The sequence below is a fragment of the Pseudodonghicola xiamenensis DSM 18339 genome (assembly GCF_000429365.1).
GTDB classification, from domain to species: domain Bacteria; phylum Pseudomonadota; class Alphaproteobacteria; order Rhodobacterales; family Rhodobacteraceae; genus Pseudodonghicola; species Pseudodonghicola xiamenensis.
Window position 1 is genome coordinate 131,461 of the sequence record NZ_AUBS01000006.1, and the last position, 19,346, is coordinate 150,806.

Here is a 19,346-nt window from a genome sequence, read left to right on the forward strand (position 1 = left end):
CGGGCAAGCGGGGGGCAGACAGCCCCCCGCGCCGACCTCAGATCATCTCGATCGCCAGCGCGATGCCCTGACCGCCGCCGATGCACATGGTGATCAGCGCCTTCGACCCGCCGGTCCGCTCCAGCGCATAGATCGACTTCACCGTCAGGATCGCACCGGTGGCGCCGACCGGGTGACCCAGCGCGATGGCACCACCATAGGGGTTCACCTTGGCCGGGTCGAAGCCCAGCTCACTGCTGACCGCCAGCGCCTGGGCGGCAAAGGCCTCGTTCGATTCGATCAGGTCGAAATCGGCGACGCTCAGACCGGTCTTCTTCAGCAGCTTCTGAACCGCCGGGATCGGCCCCACGCCCATCACCTCAGGGCGCACACCGGCCACGGCATAGCCCAGCACCCGCGCCTTGGGCTTCAGCCCGGCGCGATGGGCGGCATCGCCGGTGGCCAGCACCACGGCGGCCGCACCGTCATTGATGCCCGAGGCATTGCCGGCAGTCACGGTGCCGTCCTTCTTGAACACGGTCTTCAGCCCGGCCAGCGCCTCGGCACTGGTCTGCTTGGGATGCTCATCGACCTTGAAGTCGACCATGTCGCGCTTGACCTTCACCGGGACCGGCACGATCTCCTTCTCGAAATACCCGGCCGCGATGGCAGCCGCCGCACGCTTCTGGCTTTCCAGCGCGAAGGCGTCCTGCGCCTCGCGGGTGATGCCATGCTCCTCGGCGACATTCTCGGCGGTCACGCCCATATGGCCGGTGCCGAAGGGGCAGCTCAGCGCACCCAGCATCATGTCCAGCGCCTTGACGTCGCCCATCTTGGCGCCCCAACGCGCCTGCGGCAGGATGTAGGGCGACCGCGACATCGATTCAGCGCCACCGGCCAGGGCGAAATCCGCATCCCCCAGCATCAGCGATTGCACCGCCGAGACGATCGCCTGCGCGCCCGAGCCGCACAGCCGGTTGACATTCATCGCCGGCGTCCCGTTCGGCACACCCGCCTGCAACGACGCCACGCGCGAGATATACATGTCGCGCGGTTCGGTGTTGATGACATGGCCAAAGACCACATTACCGATCTGCGCCGGTTCAACCCCGGCCCGCTCCATCGCCGCTTTCGATGCGATGGTGGCGGTGTCGATCGGGGCGACGCCCGCAAGCGACCCACCGAAGGTGCCAATGGCGGTTCGCGCGCCGTCCAGAATTACGATCTCGGTCATGACTGAATGTCTCCTCGTCCAGATTCGAGCGCATTATGGAGAGGCGAATCGGGAATGTCTGCCCATTACGTTGTGGCAAATTGGCCATGGATCACGACCCCTGCGCCGGCACCGCTGGCCCGCCTCGGGATGCGGCACAATTTTCGGCACTCCGGCCCGGATCGCTGCGACAACTCAACTTTGTCGTTTCTCCATCCGCCCGCTTTCCGCCATGCTGACCTCGAATGGAGGCTCGCTCATGACCAGAACACTCAATCAGCCGCTTGGCGGCGACACCATGCCCCGCACCGGCGGTCCCGGCACGATGATGCGCCTGCCGGCGGCGGAAAGCGCCGCCGGGCTTGACGCCTGCTTCCTGGGGATTCCGATGGATATCGGCACCTCGAACCGCCCGGGCACGCGCCTTGGTCCGCGCCAGATCCGGGACGAAAGCCGGATGATCCGCCCCTACAACATGGCAACCGGCGCCGCGCCCTTTGACCACCTTCAGGTGGCCGACATCGGCGATGTGCCGATCAACCTCTATGATCTGAAGAAATCGGTCGAGATCATCGCACAGCATTATCGCGAGGTGCTGAGCCATGATGCGATCCCGCTGACGCTGGGCGGCGATCATACGCTGACCTGGCCGATCCTGCGGGCGATGGCGGCAAAGCACGGGCCGGTGGCGCTGATCCACGTGGATGCGCATTCCGACACCAATGACACCATGTTCGGCGAAAAGGTCGCCCACGGCTGCCCGTTCCGCCGCGCTTGGGAGGAAGGCTGCCTGATCAACGACAAGGTGTTCCAGATCGGTCTGCGTGGCAGCGGCTATAGCCGCGAGGAATTCGACTGGGGCCGCAAGCAGGGCTGGAGCTGCATCCAGGCCGAAGAGTGCTGGCATAAATCTCTGACCCCGCTGATGGCCGAAATCCGTGAAAAGATCGGCAATGCGCCGGTCTACCTCAGCTATGATATCGACAGTCTCGATCCCGCCTTTGCACCAGGGACCGGCACGGTCGAGGTTGGCGGACTGACCACCATGCAAGGGCTGGAGATCATTCGCGGCACCGCCGGGCTCAATCTGGTCGGCGGTGATCTGGTCGAGGTGTCGCCGCCCTACGATCCCACCGGCAACACCGCAGTGATCGCGGCGAATTTCCTGTTCGAAATGCTCTGCGCCCTGCCCGGCGTGTCACGGCTTCGCTGAACCCGCCACCGGCCGATCCCGCCTGCCGAACGGACCCCGTCAAAAGGCCCGGTCAAACGACCAGGTCATCCGCGAACAGACGACGCACTCGCCGGCTGCCAGACAGCGGGCGGGTCCCGCCCGCAACCGGACATGCACATCAGCTATTGCAGGGTCCCGAACGACACGTAGTTTGGCACCTTGGCCTTCTGTAAGCTATTGATATGTTGAAATCGCCATTTGCGCCTCGACAACAAATTGGCGGTTTTCGACACATGGTGCCACTGTTGCCAAAATTCGGGGAGGCTGAGGCCTGAGCGCGCCGTTTAGGCTAGCCCCGATGACCTGCTCCGATCAGAAACAGCGGTTCCCCACCGTTTCGAGGCCGATGCCGACGTAATGGTGGCCCTGGCTAACACCGTGGAACGGCCCGAGGCGAGCGCGGCCGACTATGACCCGACCTTTAACCCGGATGGCCACGGCCTTCTGTGGGAGCTGACGAAGGATGCGGCCTCCATTGCGCTGCTCGAGGACTCTAATGCAGCGGGCAATAAATCGGCATAAGATATGGACACGAAGCATGCCTGAGGGACTGGGGACGGGCTGCTACTGCTGCCGCATTACCTGATCGACGCCCCTCAGGACGGGCTTTTCGCCCATGCCAAGGCGGTCTGCGATGCGGTCAAGATTGGCGTGATGATCTACAACCGGGACAATGCCATCTACCACTCAGACACCGTGGCGCAGCTGGCCGAGGCGTGCCCGAACCTCATCGGCTTCAAAGATGGCAGCGGCGACATGGGCCCGGTGCGCCACGTGACCTCAGCACTGGGCGACCGCCTGACCTATCTTGGCGGCATGCCCACTGCCAAGCTCTTTGCGGAAAGTTATCTCGCGGCGGAGTTCACCACCTATTCTTCGGCAGTGTTCAACTTCGTTCCGGAACTGGCGGTGAAATTCTACGCCGCCGTGCGTGCCCATGACACAGCCACCTGCAACGATCTGCTGCAGCGCTTTTTTACCCGTTCATGGCCATGCGCGGACGCAAGGCGGACTACGCGGTGTCGCTGATCAAGGCTGGTGTGCGGTTTCAGGGCTTCGACGCGGACCTGGTGCGCACGCCCCTCGAGGACCCGAGCGCGGCGGAGACGGCCGCACTTAAGGCGCTCATCGACCGTATCGGAGGCGCTTGATCTCCTTGTCCCGAGCGTCACTTGGAGGCCCGGGATCAACCTGAGGCGGGACGCCCGATCAAGCCCACCTAAACCAGGATTGACGACAGATTGTGATCTCGCCCCAGGCGAAAGCCACTTGGAAGATGCCCAGAAATCGCTCGACCAGACTGCGCCACGCCTGAACTCTGACATCTGTTCCATCGAATGATCCCGCAGGCGCGCAAGCGCGTCACCGAGGTTATCTATTGAGTAGCGAAAGGAAAAGAACCTCACGAACGACAGAACTACGATAAGGGGCACAAGAAACTGTATTTCTCATGCGGGCTGAGCGGTCCACTTTTGACGAGGTTTACAGAGCGCGTTCGCGATTGAAACAAGTTTCCGGGCGACGGCCATGATGACAACCTTATGTGGTTTTCCGGCGGCGCGAAGACGGTCAGCAAAATTTTTCAAGACTGAGTTGTGATGGCTTGTGACGAGGGCCGTTTGAAACATCACATGCCACAACAAGCGCGATCCACCCGCAATGGCGCCCATGTCCGCAGACGGTCACGGTGAACTCTATAGGTCTTTCGAAGCCACACCCGAACCACTACGCCGAAAAAGCAAAAGCGCCAATCGAAGTGTCGATAGGCGCCGAACCGTTGTCGTAAATTACAAACCTACTGTCGCCTTTCACAGGAAAAGAATGGTGAGCCGTGTAGGGTTCGAACCTACGACCCGCTGATTAAGAGTCAGCTGCTCTACCAACTGAGCTAACGGCCCATTCTTTTCGGCTGCTGAAACAGTCGACCTTCTTAGAGTGGTGAGCCGTGCAGGATTCGAACCTGCGACCCACTGATTAAAAGTCAGTTGCTCTACCAACTGAGCTAACGGCCCACTCTGTCCGACGGGCCTGGTGCCCCGCGCGGTGTCGCTTCCTAGGATAGAACCGGGAAGGGTTCAACGCCTAAATCGCAGCCGGAGCGGGATTTTGTTCAACCCCGCATCCGGATGGCGGCGTACCTAAAAGCCCTGTGGCCATGGGTCAAGCCCCAAAACGCAGGATTCGACGCGCGATACTGGATTCCCCATCGGCGCAGGTCTATATGCCCGCCATGACTCAAAGCGCGACACAGCCCCTCCCCTTCATGAAGATGCACGGTCTCGGCAACGATTTCGTCATCATCGACGCGCGGGCGCAGCCCGTCGACCTCCCGCCGCGGCTGATCCAGGCCATCGCGCATCGCAACTTCGGGGTGGGCTTTGACCAACTCGCCGTGATCGCGCCCGGGCAGGACGGCGCCGACGCGCATCTGATCTTCTACAACGCCGATGGTTCCACCTCGGCCGCCTGCGGCAATGCCACCCGCTGCATCGCCCGCCACCTGATGACAGAGACGGGCCGCGACGCGCTAACCCTGACCACCGAACGCGGCACGCTCTACGCCCGCGAGGCCGGCAATGGGCTCACCTCGGTCAACATGGGACAACCACAACTGCGCTGGGATGAAATCCCCCTGGCGCATGAGATGGATACATTGCGCCTGCCGATCGAGGGAGAGCCCACCGCCACCGGCATGGGCAACCCGCATTGCACCTTCTTCGTCGAGGATGCCGAGGCGGTCGATCTGGAAACGCGCGGCGCCGCGATCGAACACCATCCGCTCTATCCGCAGCGCACCAACGTGCAATTCGCCAGCCTGATCGGCCCCGATCATCTACGCATGCGGGTCTGGGAACGTGGCGTGGGGCCGACACTGGCCTCCGGCTCCTCCTCCTGCGCCACTGCCGTCGCGGCGGCCCGGCGCGGGCTGACCGGCCGCAAGGTGACCATCGAACTCGACGGTGGCACGCTTCAGATCGACTGGCGCGACGATGGCGTCTGGATGACCGGCCCGACAATGCATGTCTTCTCCGGGCAATTCACCCCCGATTTCCTGAAGAGCGTCGGATGAGCGCGCCGGTCTTCACCACTCTTGGCTGCCGGCTCAACACCTATGAGACCGAAGCGATGAAGGAACTCGCCCAGGAGGCGGGGGTGGAGAATGCAGTCATCGTCAACACCTGCGCGGTCACATCAGAGGCGGTACGCAAGGCGCGGCAGGAGATTCGCAGGCTGCGGCGCGAGAACCCCGAGGCGCGGATCATCGTCACCGGCTGCGCCGCCCAGACCGAGCCGGAAACCTTCGCCGCCATGGCCGAGGTCGATCAGGTCATCGGCAATACCGAAAAGATGCAGCCCGCCACTTGGGCCGGCATGGCCGCTGATTTCATCGGCGAAACCGAACGCGTTCTGGTCGATGACATCATGTCGGTGACCGAAACCGCCGGCCATCTGATCGACGGATTCGGTACAAGATCGCGCGCCTATGTCCAGGTGCAGAACGGCTGCGACCACCGCTGCACCTTCTGCATCATCCCCTACGGCCGCGGCAATTCCCGATCCGTCCCCGCTGGGGTGGTGGTCGACCAGATCAAGCGGCTGGTGCAGAAAGGCTATAACGAAGTCGTGCTCACCGGCGTCGACCTGACAAGCTGGGGTGCCGATCTGCCCGGGGAACCGCGCCTGGGCGATCTGGTGATGCGCATCCTGCGGCTGATCCCCGATCTGCCGCGGCTGCGCATCTCCTCGATCGATTCGATCGAGGCGGATGAGAACCTGATGCAGGCTATCGCCACCGAACCCCGGCTGATGCCGCATCTGCACCTCAGCCTCCAGCACGGCGACAACCTGATCCTCAAGCGGATGAAGCGCCGCCACCTGCGCGAAGACGCGATTCGCTTCTGCGAAGAGGCCCGCCGCCTGCGCCCCGAGATGACCTTCGGCGCCGATATCATCGCCGGCTTCCCCACCGAGACCGACGCGCATTTCGAGAACTCGCTGAAGCTGGTGACCGACTGCGACCTGACCTGGCTGCACGTCTTCCCCTATTCCAAACGCCCTGGCACCCCCGCCGCGCGTATCCCCAGCCAGGTGAACGGCGCCACGATCAAGGACCGTGCCGCCCGACTGCGCGCGGCAGGCGCAGCCCAGGTCGACAAACACCTGGCGCAACAGATCGGCCGCCAACATCACATCTTGATGGAAAATCCGCATATGGGCCGAACCGAGCAATTCACCGAAGTCCGCTTCGCCACCCCCCAGACCGAGGGCGCCCTGATCACCGCCACCATCACCGGTAGCGACGGCACCCAGCTTCTGGCCTGATCCGCGCAAAGGTTCCCCGATGGCGCTTATCCTGTTTCTGCACGGCGCCTCGAGCAGCGGCAAATCCACCCTCGCCAGACAGCTGCGCCTGCGGGCCAACCGCCCCTTTCTGCACCTCTCCATCGACCATCTGCGCGACAGCGGCGCCTGGACCCCGGCCGATTATCCGAACTGGCGCGCCGCCCGGCCCGGCTTCTTCTCGGGGTTCCACCGCGCCCTCGCCGCCTTTGCCGATACGCAGAACGATCTGATCGTTGAACATATCCTCGACACCCCAGGCTGGCAGGCGGATCTGCAAAGCCTCTTCGCGCCGCACGATCTCCTCTTCATCGGGTTGCACACGCCGCTTGAAACCCTCCGGCTGCGCGAACACGACCGTGCCGACCGACCGCAAGGCAGCGCCGAGGCAGATTATCACAAGATCCATCGCGGCCTGACCTACGACCTCAGCCTCGACGGCAGTGCATCGCCAGAAGACAACGCCGGCCGCATCCTCGCCCGACTGCAAGCCCCCTTGCCCCGCTCCGCCTTCTTCGCCGCGCCCAAGAACCTCCCAGACTGACCTGATCGGGGATCCCGAAAGCATTCAGAAAACACGGCGACGGCCAGCCCTGCGCGCCATCCTGTCTTTTTCTGGCTGAAAATATCCTGGGGGTGAGGGCCGCATGGCCCGAGGGGGCAAGGCCCCCTGCCCCGCGCCCCAAAAGAAAACCCCCGCCGGGTCAGGCAGGGGCTCTCCTTGCAGTGGTCCGGGGCCGCGATCAGGCCTGATATTTCTTGCCCTTGATCGGCGCCCAGATACGCTTGTTGGTCAGGTAAAGCAGCGTCGCCAGGATCACCAGGAAGATCACCCCGACCAGCCCCGCCTGCTTGCGCGCCATCATCTTCGGCTCCGCCGCCCACATCAGGAAGGCCGCGACATCCTGCGCCTCATGATGCAGCGAATTGGAATGACCATCGGCGAATTCCACATCCTCCCCCGACAGCGGCGGCGCCATGGCGATCCACCCGGTCGAAAAGGCGTGGTTCTCGTAGAACAGCGTTCCCGCCTCTTCCTTGGTCTCGCCGGTATAGCCGTTCAGGATCGAAACGATATATTCCGGCCCGCCGATCCCGTTGACCAGCTGGCTGAGCCCGGTGCCGAGCGGCCCGTGAAAGCCGGCCCGCGCCTTGGCCATCAGGCTGAGATCCGGAGCCCCTGCCGAGGTATTGGCCGGAAAGTTATCCGTAGGCTTCGCCGGGCGGAAATCATCCAGCTCGGGGTCGAAGACCTCGAAGTTCTGTTCGGCATAGGCCCGCACCTGATCCTCGGGCAGCGCCGGCCCGCCCGCATCCCCGAGCGAGCGGATCGGCACGAACTTCATCCCGTGACAGGCTGAGCAGACTTCGGTGTAAATCTGCAACCCGCGCTGGAGCTGGTTCTGATCGTACTTGCCGAATGGCCCCTCGAAAGAAAAGGCAATGTCTTCCATATGCCCGCCGGCACCTGCCGCATGGCCCGCCGCCGGACCAAGCACCAGGGCAAGGGCGGCAGCGGTGGCAAATTTCTTCAGCATCTTATCCGTCCCTTCTCTCACTCGGCCGGGGCCGTATCGGCCGCAGACATATCCGCCTCAGAGGTTTTCTTGCCGTAATGAGCATTGAAATCCTCTTCGATGGTGGCTGGAATCGGGCTGGGCTTCTCGATCACACCGAGGATCGGCAGGATCACCAGGAAGTAGGCAAACCAATAAGCGGCCGCCACCAGCGAGATCGAGGCATAGGGCTCCTCAGCCGGCATACCGCCGAGCCACATCAGCGCGAAGAAGTCGATCACCAGCAGCAGGAACCACCATTTGAACATCGGCCGGTACTTGCCCGAACGCACCGTCGAAGTATCCAGCCAGGGCACCAGCGCCATCGCCAGAATGGCCCCGAACATCGCAATCACACCGAAGAACTTGGCATCGACGATGCCGCCGGTAAGGAACGAGGCGATCTGCACGATCCAGACGTCCGAAGTGAAGGCGCGCAGGATGGCGTAAAACGGCAGAAAATACCATTCAGGCACGATATGTGCCGGCGTCGACAGCGGGTTGGCCTCGATATAGTTGTCGGGGTGACCCAGATAGTTCGGCATGAAGCCGACGATCGACCAGAACACCACCAGAACGATGGCCAGGCCAACGAAGTCCTTGATCACGAAATAGGGCCAGAACGGCAGCGTGTCCTTCTGCGCCTCGGCCTTCGACCCGCGACGCACCTCGACCCCGGTGGGGTTGTTGTTGCCGGTGGTGTGGAACGCCCAGATATGCACGATCACCAGTGCCGCGATCACGAAGGGCAGCAGATAATGCAGCGAGAAGAAGCGGTTCAGCGTTGCATTATCGACGGCGGGCCCACCCAAGAGCCAGGTCTGGATCGCCTCGCCCACGAAGGGGATCGCACCGAACAGCCCGGTGATCACCGTCGCCCCCCAGAAGGACATCTGCCCCCAGGGCAGCACATAGCCCATGAAGGCGGTGCCCATCATCAGCAGGTAGATCAGCATGCCGATGATCCACGTGATCTCCCGCGGGGCCTTGTAGGATCCGTAGAACAGGCCGCGGAAGATGTGGATATAGACCGCCACGAAGAACAGCGAAGCGCCGTTGGCATGCAGATACCGCAGCATGAAACCGCCGTTCACATCACGCATGATATGTTCGACACTGGCGAAGGCCAGATCCACCTGCGGGGTGTAATGCATCACCAGAACGATGCCGGTAACGATTTGCAGCGCCAGACAGAACGCCAGGACGATGCCCCAAATCCACCACCAGTTCAGGTTCTTCGGCGTGGGGATCATGATGACATCATAGATCAGCCCGACAATCGGCAGACGGCTGTTCAGCCATTTTTCTGCGCCGGTCTTGGGCTCGTAATGGTCGTGCGGAATTCCGGACATGAGAAGGAGCCTCCCTTACCCCAACTTGATGGTGGTTTCGTCGACGAATTCCGCCAACGGAATCGGCAGGTTACGGGGTGCCGGCCCTTTGCGGATACGGCCCGCGGTATCGTAATGCGACCCGTGGCAGGGGCAGAACCAACCGTCGTAGTCGCCCGAGTTATTGCCCAGCGGCACACAGCCCAGGTGGGTACACACCCCCATCATGACCAGCCATTCACCGGCCTCGTCCATGGTGCGGTTCTGATCCGTGGCGGGCGCATCCGCGGGCAGATTGCTGTTTTCAGCATTCCCATCCACCAGCGCGCTCAGCTCAACCGCGCGCCCCTCTTCGATCTCCTTCTCGGTACGGCGACGGATGAACACCGGTTTCCCGAGAAACTTGACAGTGATCTGGGTGCCGGTCTCCACCCCGCTGACGTCAACCCGGATCGAGGACATCGCCTGCACATCGGCCGAGGGGTTCATCTGATTGACCAAGGGCCAGATCACCGCGCCGGCGGCCACTGCGCCTGCCCCGGCGGTCGCGTAGTAAAGGAAGTCTCTCCGGGTGCCTTCGTTGTCTTCTGCGTGGGACACGAGGTTTCTCCAAATTCCAGGCCCGCGTGGGGCGATATGCGCTGGCACCGCAGGCGCGATGCCCTCCATCTTAGCGTGCGTAAATATCGGTCAGCGCGCCCGCCGTCCAGCCGCCTTGGTCACCCAAGGCCGCTTTCAAGGGGCCGCCTGAAGCAGAATGGTCACATATGCGTGACCGATCAAGCCCCTTAATTTTATGGCTCAAATTCATCTTTACGGTCGGGTCGCTATCATCGCGGGGCGTCTGTCGAACTCCGCATACCAGGCCGCCAGCTCGGGACAGGGCTCGCGCCAGTCCCGGGACGGATGCCGGAAATCGAGATAGCCCAGCGCGCAGCCCACTGCGATCTGCGCCATATCGAGCCCACCAGCGAGCTGATCCATCATCCGGTCGTTGATCGCGCGCACCCCGCCCAAAGCCTTGCCCCACTGCGCTTCGACCCAGGGGGCATAGATCATCTCCTCGGGTCGAACCCGCCCCTCGTAGACCATCAGCACCGCGGCCTCGAGAATGCCGTCGGCGGTCGCCTCCAGGGTCAACACATCCCAAAGCCGCGCCTCGGGATAAAGCCCCGCAGCGACCCGCGCGTCGAGATAGCGGGTGATCACCCGACTGTCGTAAAGCGCACGCCCATCCTCCAGCACCAGCGCCGGGATCTTGCCCAATGGATTGGCCGCCCAAACCTGGTCTGCAGTCTTGACCGGTGTGGTGGCCACGGGCACTTCCTCGATGTCGCCCTGCTGGCCGGTCTCGATCGCCGCCACCCGCACCTTGCGCACGAAGGGCGAGGCCGACGACATGATCAGCTTCATCAAAACGAACTCCTCCTTCCGTTTCCTCACGACCCTAGGCGCAGGTCACGTCGCTGTCTATACTTGCCGCATCAGCCGAACGAGCGCGGCCAGCTCCACCCCGATCCCGGCTGCCTCGATGCCGTCAGCGGCGGCCAGACGCACTTCAGCCTCCTTGTGCTGGGCCAGTTTCCAGGTGCCATCTACCGCTTCGATCCTGAGGCGGACGGGCACGATCATGCGCATCATCCGCTCCAACGCCCCCGCGTCCATCTTGGCACTGCGCCAGGGTGTCTTGGGCAACAACCGTTCCTCGAAGAGATCAGACAGCCGGTCGAGCAACGCTGCCAGCTCTTCCTGCGGGCGCGGCTCCAGCACACCGGTCAGATGCACGGCGACATAATTCCAGGTCGGCACCTGATCGTCGACCCCGTACCAGTCGGGCGAAACATAGCTGTCAGGCCCGCTGATGGCGAGCCGCGCGGCAAGCGGCGCCTTCAGCGCCCGCACGATAGGGTTGGAGCGGACCAGATGCAGATCAGCCACCCGCCCGTCCTCCGAAAGGACAAAGGGCACATGGCTCAGCATCGGCGCGGCCTCGGCCGCCGACACCGCCAGAATGCCAAAGCTGCGGGCCCGGGCAAAGGCCAGGTTTTCCGCCACGCTGGCGGTATGAAAGACCGGATTCGGGTGCATCGTTACGTCTCCTTCACGGACAGTCTTGAAAGCTCCCGCGCGGCTTGGCAAGTTGGCGGCGTTCTCAGGGCGGGGTGAAATTCCCCACCGGCGGTATGCGGGCACGACCCACAAGCCCGCGAGCGGCCCCTTTCGCAACCGATCGGGGTGTCAGCAGATCCGGTGAGATGCCGGAGCCGACGGTCACAGTCCGGATGAAAGAGAACGTGCGCCCTGCCCGGCCCGCCGGTGCGGACGCCCGTGATCGCCTTGGGTGACGTGTCTGACCCTATAGGAGAGATCTGAAATGACACCCACCCGCTTCGCCTTCGTCAAAGCCCAGTGGCACGCCGATGTCGTGGACCGCGCGCTTGACGGTTTCCTGCAGCTGATCCCCGCCGATCAGGTCGATGTCTTCGACGTTCCCGGCGCCTTCGAAATGCCGCTTCTGGCGCGCGATCTGGCGGCAAGCGGTCGCTATGCCGCCGTGGCCTGTGCCGCGCTGGTGGTCGATGGCGGCATCTATCGCCACGATTTCGTCGCCCAGGCGGTGGTCGACGGGCTGATGCGCGCCGGGCTCGACACCGGGGTCCCGGTGCTCTCGGTGTCGCTGACACCGCACCACTATCAGGAAACGCCGCAGCACACGGAATTCTTCCGCGCCCATTTCATCCAGAAGGGCCGGGAAGCTGCCGAGGCTGCGCTCGCCATCACCAGAACCCGCACCGCCCTGCGACCACTGGCCGCCGAATGACGCTCCGCCGGAGGCTCGCCCTCCGGCCGCTCATCGCTGACGCTCCTCGCGGGACCTGCAATCGCGCGAGGCGTCCATCTCGAATTGCCGCATTTCTCGGATCAATGGGACAATTCCCCGTCACGAACCCAGCCAGCCACCCCCGAACGCCAGCCGCATGAAAAACCCTGAACACCTCTCCAGGCCCCACCAATTCGCGACTGAGGAAAGCGGAACAAAAACGCTCCGACAGAGCGTTGTTCCGCTGAACGGCCATTGGGCCTTTTGTCCCCGTGCCACTGCCCCCCCGGGGGGGGGCCTGCTTGCGAAGGGGCGTGCAGCCCTGCGTCGCCTGAGCGCCTTCCCGGGGCAGCGCCTGCTGCGGCAGAAATGCTCACCCGGAGCGTTTCCCGGGCGCCGCCCTCCCTTTTTCTGGCCTCAAATATCCCGGGGGAATCGCCGCAGGCGATGGGGGCAGCGCCCCTACCCTTCCCCCAGATAGGCCCGAAGCGCCGGCGGAGGGGTATCAAGCAGCGCCGAGACCGGCTGCGGCGTCACGGCCTCCCCATCGGCCACCAGAACGGCCTGATCGGCGATCCGCCGGGCGTCGGCGGGATCATGACTGATCATCATCAGCGTGGCGCCGCTCTCCTCCGCCAGCTCGGCGACCAGGTCCAGCATCTCCAGCTTCAGCGCCGGGCCCAGCGCCGCGAAGGGCTCGTCCAACAGCAAGAGCGGCTTGCCCTGCAACAACACCCGCGCCAATGCCGCGCGGCTCTGCTGCCCGCCCGACAATTCGGCAGGCCGACGCATCTCCAACCCCTCCAGCCCGACCCGCGCCAGCGCCTGCCGCACCTGGCCCCACTGCGCCGGCGTCAGCCGCAGATCCGGACACAGCCCCAATCCTGCATTCTGCGCCACGCTCAAATGCGGAAACAGGTTGCCGTCCTGAAACAGCATCGCGATGGGTCGCGCCCCCGGGGCGTCTCGACTGATATCGCGCCCGTCCCAGAATATCCGCCCCGCCGCCAGATCGCGAAACCCGGCAATCGCCTCAAGCAGCGTGGTCTTGCCTGCCCCCGAGGGGCCGATCACCGCCACCCGCGCACCGGTTTCCACCTGCCAGTCAGCGCGCAGGGTGAAATCGCCCGACCGGATCTGCACGCCCTCAAGCCTCAGCATGGCGGCGCCCTCCGCGGTCGAAGAGCCAGAATACCAAGACCGAAAGTGCCAGCAACAGCAGCGCGGCCCCGGCCGCGGCCTCCATCCGGTAAGCGCCCATCAGGCGATAGATCTGCAAGGGCAAGGTAGCGACCTCCTGATCGGCAAACAGCGCGATGACCCCCAGATCGCCCATCGACAGCGCCGCGGCAAGCCCGGCGGCAAATCCGATCTGCGGCCGCATCCGGGGCCAGAGCACCAGCCGCACAAACGCCCTGCGCCCCATGTTCAGGCTCAGCGCCAGGCGCCCGAAATCGCCGATCACCGCCCGCGCCCGCGGCACCAGGATGCGCAAGCCGAAGGGCAGCGCCATCAGCGCATTGACCAGCGCCGTCACCGGCAGCGCCAAGGCCGCCGGGTCGGCGAGAGGATAGATAACGATGAAGGCGCCGGTGCCGATCACCAGGGGCGATACCGCCATGCCCAGAAGTCCGGCGCCCTCGACCCAGCCCGGATGGCGCATCAGCGCCACGGCCACAGCCATCGGCAGGGCGATCAGCAGCAGGATCGCCGTGCTGCCCGCCGCGATCAGCAGCGAATTCAGCGCCGCCCACCAGACGCTGGCCGGCAGGGCAAACAGGCCCGCCGCGCCCTCGGCCGCGATGGCGGCCAGCGGCAACAGCAGGAACAGCGCGGCAAGCCCGATGGCCAGCCAGTCCCGCAGTTTCAGCGTCCAGCCCTGGGCATCCCAGCGCCGGATCGCGCGATCAAGGCCGACACCGAATCCCTCCCCCATCGCCGCACGCAGGGCCAGCGCCGCGGCCGCGCCTGTCAGGGCGATCTGGAGAACCGACAACAGCGCCGCGCGGGTCAGATCGAAATCGAATCGGAAGGCCTGATAGATCGCCAGTTCCACTGTCGTCGCACGCGGCCCGCCCCCGAGCGTCAGCGCCACGGCGAAGGAAGTCAGGCAGATGGCGAAGATCACCGCCAGCGCCCCCGGCGCTGTGCGGCGCAGCATCGGCCATTCCAGCAGCCGCCAGATCGCCGCCGGCCCTGCCCCAAGCTGGGCGGCCAGACGAAACCGCTCTGCCGGGATCTCCTGCCAGCCCTGCAGGATCAGACGCGTCGCCAGCGGCAGGTTGAAGAAGACATGCGCCAGAACCACCCCGTGCAGCCCGTAGATGCGCAGGGGCGGCAGACCGACCAGACCCAGGCCAAGGCTGATCCAGCCAGACCGGCCAAAGACCGCCAAAAGCCCCAGCACCGCGACAATCACCGGCAGGATGAAGGGTGCCCCCATCAGCGCGATCAGTGCCGCGCGGCCCGGAAACCGCCGCCGCGCCAGGGCACGCGCCACCGGCAGGGCGAGCAAGACGCTCACCCCCGCCGACAGCCCCGCCTGAACCACGGTAAAGCGCACCGCCTGCCAATCAGCGGGACCAAGGCCACTCCCGGTCTCTGCCCGCCAGAACACCGCCGCCAGCGCACCGAGGATCAGAACCGCGACACAGACCGTCGCAATGATCCCCGGCGCGGCGCTTAACGGCTGAGCGCGGCGAGCCATTCGGCCAGCGCCGGATCACGCAGCGCCGCCGCCTCATCCGGCGAGAACAGCAGCGCGGTCTTCGGCTGGGTCAGGGTCTCGAACCCCTTGGGCAGCCCCTCGGCCGGGGTGACGGCGGGATACATCCAGTTGGTGGTCGGGATCACCGACTGGAAGGCGTCGGTCACCATGAACTGCAGGAACCGATCCGCCAGCTCCGGCTGATCGGAGGCCGCCAGTTTGCCGGCAACCTCGACCTGCATGTAATGGCCTTCGTCGAAAAGGGCGGAGGTCTTGCTGTCGTCGCCCTCGGCGATCAGGTGATAGGCCGGCGAAGTGGTGTAGGAGAGCACCATGTCGGCCTCGCCATCCAGGAACAGTCCATAGGCCTCGGACCAGCCCTTGGTGACGGTGACGATATTGTCGGAAAGCCCTTTCCAGATCGCCGGCGCCTCGTCGCCATAGGCGGCCTTCACCCACATCAGGAGCCCAAGCCCAGGAGTGGAGGAGCGCGGGTCCTGGATCACGATCTTCAGATCGCTGTCGGCAAGCGCGCGGAAACTGTTGGGCGCAGCCAGATCGCGGTTCTGCACGAAGGCGAAATAACCCCAGTCATAGGGGATGAACTCATCATCCGCCCACGAGATCGGGAGGCTGTAATCGACATCGACCGAGACCGGAGCGAACAGCCCGGTTTCGCGCGCCGCCGCCGTCAGGTTGGTGTCGAGACCGAGGACAACATCGGCCTCGGACCGCTTGCCCTCCAACCGCACCCGCGCCAGCAGCGCGGCACCGTCGCCGGCGGCGACGAATTTCAGATCACAGCCGCATTCGGCCTCGAACGCCTTCTCGATCGCCGGGCCCGGGCCCCATTCGCTGACGAAGCTGTCATAGGTATAGACGGTCAGAACAGGGGTCTCGGCCGCGGCCATCTGGCCCGCTGCGCTGGTGATCAGTCCCGCTGCAAATGCAAGATACTTCATGGCATCCTCCTTTGCGGCGTCGGGGCAGGGTGGAGGCATGTCCATAAACCTTCCCTCCGCCGGTATGAGCCGGTTCAGGTTCAACGGGTTCGCGCGACGCATCTCAGCCCGATCAGGCACCCCGAGGTGGCGCCGACCCTATGCGCGGGGAAGGCATGAGGCAAGCGGATTGACGGCTCGGGGCGAAGCTCAAGACAAGGAACGCGCCTGCGGCGCGTGCCTCCGGCGGCCGTATTTGGGCCGAGAAGAAGCCGGGGCCCCGCCTGATCCGGCGGACCGGTGCGACAGGATGCAAGGGAGGTCTCCGCCGACGGCCCACCGTGGCCAGGTCTGTGCCTGCCCGCGAATCCGCTTGAGCCATGCGCCGCGCGCCGCTAATCACCACGGCAAAGGAGAGCCCCCATGTCCATCAATACATTCGGCCATCTCTTCCGCGTCACCACCTGGGGCGAAAGCCACGGGCCGGCGCTCGGTGCCACGGTGGACGGCTGCCCGCCGGGCATCGCCATCGACGAGCCGATGATCCAGCGCTGGCTGGACCTGCGCAAGCCGGGGACCAGCAAATACACCACCCAGCGGCGCGAACCCGATGCGGTCAAGATCCTCTCCGGCGTGTTCGAGGGGCGCACCACCGGTACTCCGGTGCAGCTGATGATCGAGAACACCGATCAGCGCTCCAAGGACTATTCCGAGATCATGGAGAAGTTCCGCCCGGGCCATGCCGATATCACCTATTGGCAGAAATACGGCATCCGCGATTATCGCGGCGGCGGGCGGTCGTCGGCACGGGAAACGGCGGCGCGGGTTGCCGCCGGCGGGCTGGCACGCGCCGCCCTGGCCGAATTGGCCCCGGGCATCGAGATCCAAGGCTATATGACCCAGATCGGGCCGCACGGGATCGACCGGGCGCGCTTTGACGCCGAAGAGATCGGCCGGAACCCATTCTGGTGCCCCGATCCGCAAGCGGCAGAGGACTGGGCCGGCTATATGGATGCCCTACGCAAATCCGGAAATTCCGTCGGTGCCATCGTCGAGGTGGTGGCGCGCGGTGTGCCGGCCGGCCTTGGTGCGCCGATCTATGGCAAGCTGGATACCGATCTGACCGCGGCGATGATGTCGATCAACGCCGTCAAGGGTGTCGAGATCGGCGAGGGCATGGCCGCCGCCCTGCTGACCGGCGAAGAGAACGCCGACGAGATCTTCATCGGCCCAGACGGCAAGCCGGCCTATTCATCGAACCACGCGGGCGGTATTCTGGGCGGCATCTCCACCGGACAGGAGATCGTGGTGCGCTTTGCGGTGAAACCCACCTCCTCGATCCTGAAGACACGGGCGACCATCACCAAATCCGGGGAACAGGCCGAGATCATCACCAAGGGTCGGCACGACCCCTGCGTCGGCATCCGCGCCGTGCCGGTGGGCGAGGCGATGATGGCCTGCGTGATCCTTGATCATATCCTGCTGAACCGTGGCCAGATCGGCGGCGCCGTGGGCGAGACCCGGGGCCGCATTGGCTGATCTGAGCGGGTTGCGCACGCGGCTGCGGCAGATCGCGGGCAACGGGATGGCGCAGGACAGCGCCCACGACCTGGCCCATCTTGACCGGGTCTGGGCCAATGCCCGCGCCATCGCTGGACCTGACATTGACCAGCAGGTTTTGCTGGCGGCCTGCTATCTGCACGATCTGGTCAACCTGCCGAAGGACAGCCCAGACCGCGCCCGCGCCTCCACGCTTGCAGCCGAGGCGGCGGCGCCGATCCTGCACGATCTGGGGTTTGATGACGACCGGATCGCCGCCACCCAACACGCCATCGCCGCGCATAGTTTTTCGGCCGGGATTGCACCGCAGAGCGAAGACGCGCGCGTCCTGCGCGATGCCGACCGGTTGGATGCGCTGGGAGCGGTTGGCATCGCGCGCTGTTTCGCGGTCTCGGGCGCCTTGGGCCGCCCGCTTTACGATCCCTCCGACCCCTTCGCCAACGCGCGCGATCTGGACGATCGCCGCCAGACGCTCGATCATTTTCGCGTCAAATTGCTGAGACTACCGGCGGATATGCTGACCCCGCGCGGTCGGGAGCTTGCGCAGGCACGCGCCGCGCGCATGATCCTGTTTCTGAAAGAACTTGCCGATGAGATCGGCACCGAGCTCCCCGACGACTGGACTGTGTCTTGAGCGATATCCTCAGCATTACCGCGCCGATCTATGCCACGATAGCGATCGGATATACGATCGTGCGCCTGGGCTGGTTTCGCCCCGACGACATGCAGATCTTCGGCAGATATGTTCTGAATCTGGCCCTGCCGGCACTGCTGTTCTCATCGCTGGCGACAAAGCCCCTGAGCGAGGTGATCCGCCCCGACTTCTTGCTGGTGATGCTGAGCGGGGCGCTTCTGACCCAAACCATCAGCTTCGGATGGTTTTCGATTACCGCGCCCGACCCGCTGCGTCGAGCGCTGGCGGTGATGGGGTCGGCCTGCCCGAATTCCGGATTTATCGGCTATCCGGTGATGCTGCTGGTGTTTCCGGATCAGGCCGGGGTGATCCTGGCACTGAATCTGCTGCTGGAAAATGTCGCGCTGATCCCGCTTGGTCTGGTGCTGTTGGATCTGGCCTCGGGGCGCGGCGGGCTGTCGCCTATCCGCCTGCTCTGGGCGGTGCTGACCGGCTTGCTGCGCCGGCCCATGGTCCTTGCCATGCTGGCGGGGCTATGCGTATCCGCGATGAACCTGTCTCTGCCGGAGCCGGCCTTGCGACTGACCGGGATGTTCGGCACCTCGGCCGCGGCACTGGCGCTGGTGGTGATCGGCGGTTCGCTGGTCGGGCTGCCACTCATGGGCAACAGGCTGCTGGCGGCCCAGATCACCGCAGCCAAGCTGTTGCTGCACCCGGCGATGGTCGCGCTCGTCGCCACGCTTCTGACCCATCTGGGCCTGATCGACATGTCGCATGACATGCGGATCGCGGCGATCCTCTCGGCCGCCATGCCGGTGCTGAGCATCTATCCCCTGCTCGCCCAGGAGCGCGGCCTGGGCGGGGCCGCCGCCATCGCGCTCTTGCTGGCAACCTCCTGCGCCTTCGTGACACTGAACCTTCTTCTGGCCTGGCTGGTCTGAGGCCCCATGAGCGGCCTTGCAGAGGGCTGCCCGCCCCCGTCGCCCTGACGGGCGCCTCCCCCGGCCGTATTTTCAACGAGAAGAAGCC

At 64.6% G+C, this 19,346-nt stretch carries 17 protein-coding genes, 2 tRNA genes, 1 pseudogene and 2 riboswitches; of the genes and pseudogenes, 9 read left to right on the plus strand and 11 right to left on the minus strand.

All coding sequences use genetic code 11. The features are described 5' to 3' along the window. Positions 1-37: 37 nt before the first annotated feature. Entirely contained in the window at positions 38-1,213 is a 1,176-nt protein-coding gene (locus tag G455_RS0109300) for an acetyl-CoA C-acyltransferase family protein (protein WP_028093459.1), read from the minus strand. A gap of 238 nt (positions 1,214-1,451) precedes the next feature. Here G455_RS0109300 and speB point away from each other — a divergent pair, with 238 nt between their 5' ends. Both speB and G455_RS26005 read left to right on the plus strand, forming a co-directional pair. After that, entirely contained in the window at positions 1,452-2,405 is a 954-nt protein-coding gene (gene speB, locus G455_RS0109305) for an agmatinase (RefSeq protein ID WP_035366478.1), read from the plus strand. A gap of 573 nt (positions 2,406-2,978) precedes the next feature. Next, positions 2,979-3,577: pseudogene (locus tag G455_RS26005) on the plus strand (dihydrodipicolinate synthase family protein); the annotation flags it as partial. A gap of 671 nt (positions 3,578-4,248) precedes the next feature. On the opposite strand, the gene G455_RS0109320 reads toward G455_RS26005, so the two are convergent. Then, positions 4,249-4,324 (minus strand) — tRNA-Lys (locus G455_RS0109320). 38 nt (positions 4,325-4,362) lie between these two features. Further along, positions 4,363-4,438, minus strand: a tRNA-Lys gene (locus G455_RS0109325). A gap of 209 nt (positions 4,439-4,647) precedes the next feature. On the opposite strand from G455_RS0109325, the gene dapF reads away from it, so the two are divergent. From dapF to G455_RS0109340, 3 genes are read left to right on the plus strand one after another with little or no spacing between them, the layout of a single operon-like run. After that, positions 4,648-5,496 carry a diaminopimelate epimerase gene (dapF, locus tag G455_RS0109330; RefSeq protein ID WP_028093461.1) on the plus strand — a complete coding sequence of 283 codons (849 nt, stop codon included), beginning with the start codon at positions 4,648-4,650 and terminating at the stop codon, positions 5,494-5,496. After that, the gene (gene mtaB, locus G455_RS0109335; RefSeq protein WP_028093462.1) at positions 5,493-6,749 is read left to right on the plus strand and encodes a tRNA (N(6)-L-threonylcarbamoyladenosine(37)-C(2))-methylthiotransferase MtaB; all 1,257 of its coding nucleotides are present in this window, start codon (positions 5,493-5,495) and stop codon (positions 6,747-6,749) included. Before dapF ends, mtaB begins: the two co-directional genes overlap by 4 nt. 19 nt (positions 6,750-6,768) lie before the next feature. Continuing rightward, positions 6,769-7,311, plus strand: coding sequence for a chloramphenicol phosphotransferase CPT family protein (locus tag G455_RS0109340; protein ID WP_028093463.1), 543 nt, complete (start codon positions 6,769-6,771; stop codon positions 7,309-7,311). 199 nt (positions 7,312-7,510) lie between these two features. Here the strand turns inward: G455_RS0109340 and G455_RS0109345 are convergent, their stop codons facing one another. The 5 genes from G455_RS0109345 to G455_RS0109365 form a co-directional block, all read right to left on the minus strand. Continuing rightward, on the minus strand, positions 7,511-8,305 hold the full coding sequence (locus G455_RS0109345) for a cytochrome c1 (protein ID WP_028093464.1): 795 nt from the start codon (positions 8,303-8,305) through the stop codon (positions 7,511-7,513). A gap of 17 nt (positions 8,306-8,322) precedes the next feature. Continuing rightward, positions 8,323-9,675 carry a cytochrome b gene (gene petB, locus G455_RS0109350; protein ID WP_028093465.1) on the minus strand — a complete coding sequence of 451 codons (1,353 nt, stop codon included), beginning with the start codon at positions 9,673-9,675 and terminating at the stop codon, positions 8,323-8,325. Between the two features lie 15 nt (positions 9,676-9,690). After that, positions 9,691-10,254, minus strand: a complete 564-nt coding sequence (petA, locus tag G455_RS0109355; RefSeq protein ID WP_028093466.1) for a ubiquinol-cytochrome c reductase iron-sulfur subunit — start codon at positions 10,252-10,254, stop codon at positions 9,691-9,693. A 213-nt stretch (positions 10,255-10,467) separates the two neighbouring features. Continuing rightward, positions 10,468-11,067: a glutathione S-transferase gene (locus G455_RS0109360; protein ID WP_028093467.1), complete on the minus strand. Its 600-nt coding sequence runs from the start codon at positions 11,065-11,067 to the stop codon at positions 10,468-10,470. Positions 11,068-11,124: 57 nt separating this feature from the next. Continuing rightward, positions 11,125-11,742 carry an FMN-binding negative transcriptional regulator gene (locus G455_RS0109365; RefSeq protein WP_028093468.1) on the minus strand — a complete coding sequence of 206 codons (618 nt, stop codon included), beginning with the start codon at positions 11,740-11,742 and terminating at the stop codon, positions 11,125-11,127. Positions 11,743-11,798: 56 nt separating this feature from the next. Further along, positions 11,799-11,952: riboswitch (FMN riboswitch) on the plus strand. 76 nt (positions 11,953-12,028) lie between these two features. On the opposite strand from G455_RS0109365, the gene G455_RS0109370 reads away from it, so the two are divergent. Continuing rightward, on the plus strand, positions 12,029-12,475 hold the full coding sequence (locus tag G455_RS0109370) for a 6,7-dimethyl-8-ribityllumazine synthase (protein WP_028093469.1): 447 nt from the start codon (positions 12,029-12,031) through the stop codon (positions 12,473-12,475). A 462-nt stretch (positions 12,476-12,937) separates the two neighbouring features. Here G455_RS0109370 and G455_RS0109375 read toward each other — a convergent pair whose 3' ends face one another. Genes G455_RS0109375 through thiB form a run of 3 tightly spaced genes read right to left on the minus strand, consistent with a single transcriptional unit; the run spans position 12,938 to position 16,144 of the window. After that, entirely contained in the window at positions 12,938-13,636 is a 699-nt protein-coding gene (locus G455_RS0109375) for a thiamine ABC transporter ATP-binding protein (protein ID WP_028093470.1), read from the minus strand. Continuing rightward, positions 13,623-15,182: a thiamine/thiamine pyrophosphate ABC transporter permease ThiP gene (locus G455_RS0109380; protein ID WP_028093471.1), complete on the minus strand. Its 1,560-nt coding sequence runs from the start codon at positions 15,180-15,182 to the stop codon at positions 13,623-13,625. Before G455_RS0109380 ends, G455_RS0109375 begins: the two co-directional genes overlap by 14 nt. Next, positions 15,158-16,144: a thiamine ABC transporter substrate binding subunit gene (gene thiB, locus G455_RS0109385; protein ID WP_028093472.1), complete on the minus strand. Its 987-nt coding sequence runs from the start codon at positions 16,142-16,144 to the stop codon at positions 15,158-15,160. The genes G455_RS0109380 and thiB overlap by 25 nt, the downstream gene beginning before the upstream one ends. A 34-nt stretch (positions 16,145-16,178) precedes the next feature. After that, positions 16,179-16,278, minus strand: a riboswitch (TPP riboswitch). 268 nt (positions 16,279-16,546) lie between these two features. On the opposite strand from thiB, the gene aroC reads away from it, so the two are divergent. Genes aroC through G455_RS0109400 form a run of 3 tightly spaced genes read left to right on the plus strand, consistent with a single transcriptional unit; the run spans position 16,547 to position 19,258 of the window. Next, entirely contained in the window at positions 16,547-17,662 is a 1,116-nt protein-coding gene (gene aroC / locus G455_RS0109390; protein ID WP_028093473.1) for a chorismate synthase, read from the plus strand. After that, positions 17,655-18,317: an HD domain-containing protein gene (locus tag G455_RS0109395; RefSeq protein WP_035366481.1), complete on the plus strand. Its 663-nt coding sequence runs from the start codon at positions 17,655-17,657 to the stop codon at positions 18,315-18,317. The genes aroC and G455_RS0109395 overlap by 8 nt, the downstream gene beginning before the upstream one ends. After that, a complete protein-coding gene (locus G455_RS0109400) occupies positions 18,314-19,258 on the plus strand; it encodes an AEC family transporter (RefSeq protein ID WP_028093475.1) in 945 nt (314 codons plus the stop codon). Before G455_RS0109395 ends, G455_RS0109400 begins: the two co-directional genes overlap by 4 nt. Positions 19,259-19,346: the final 88 nt, after the last annotated feature.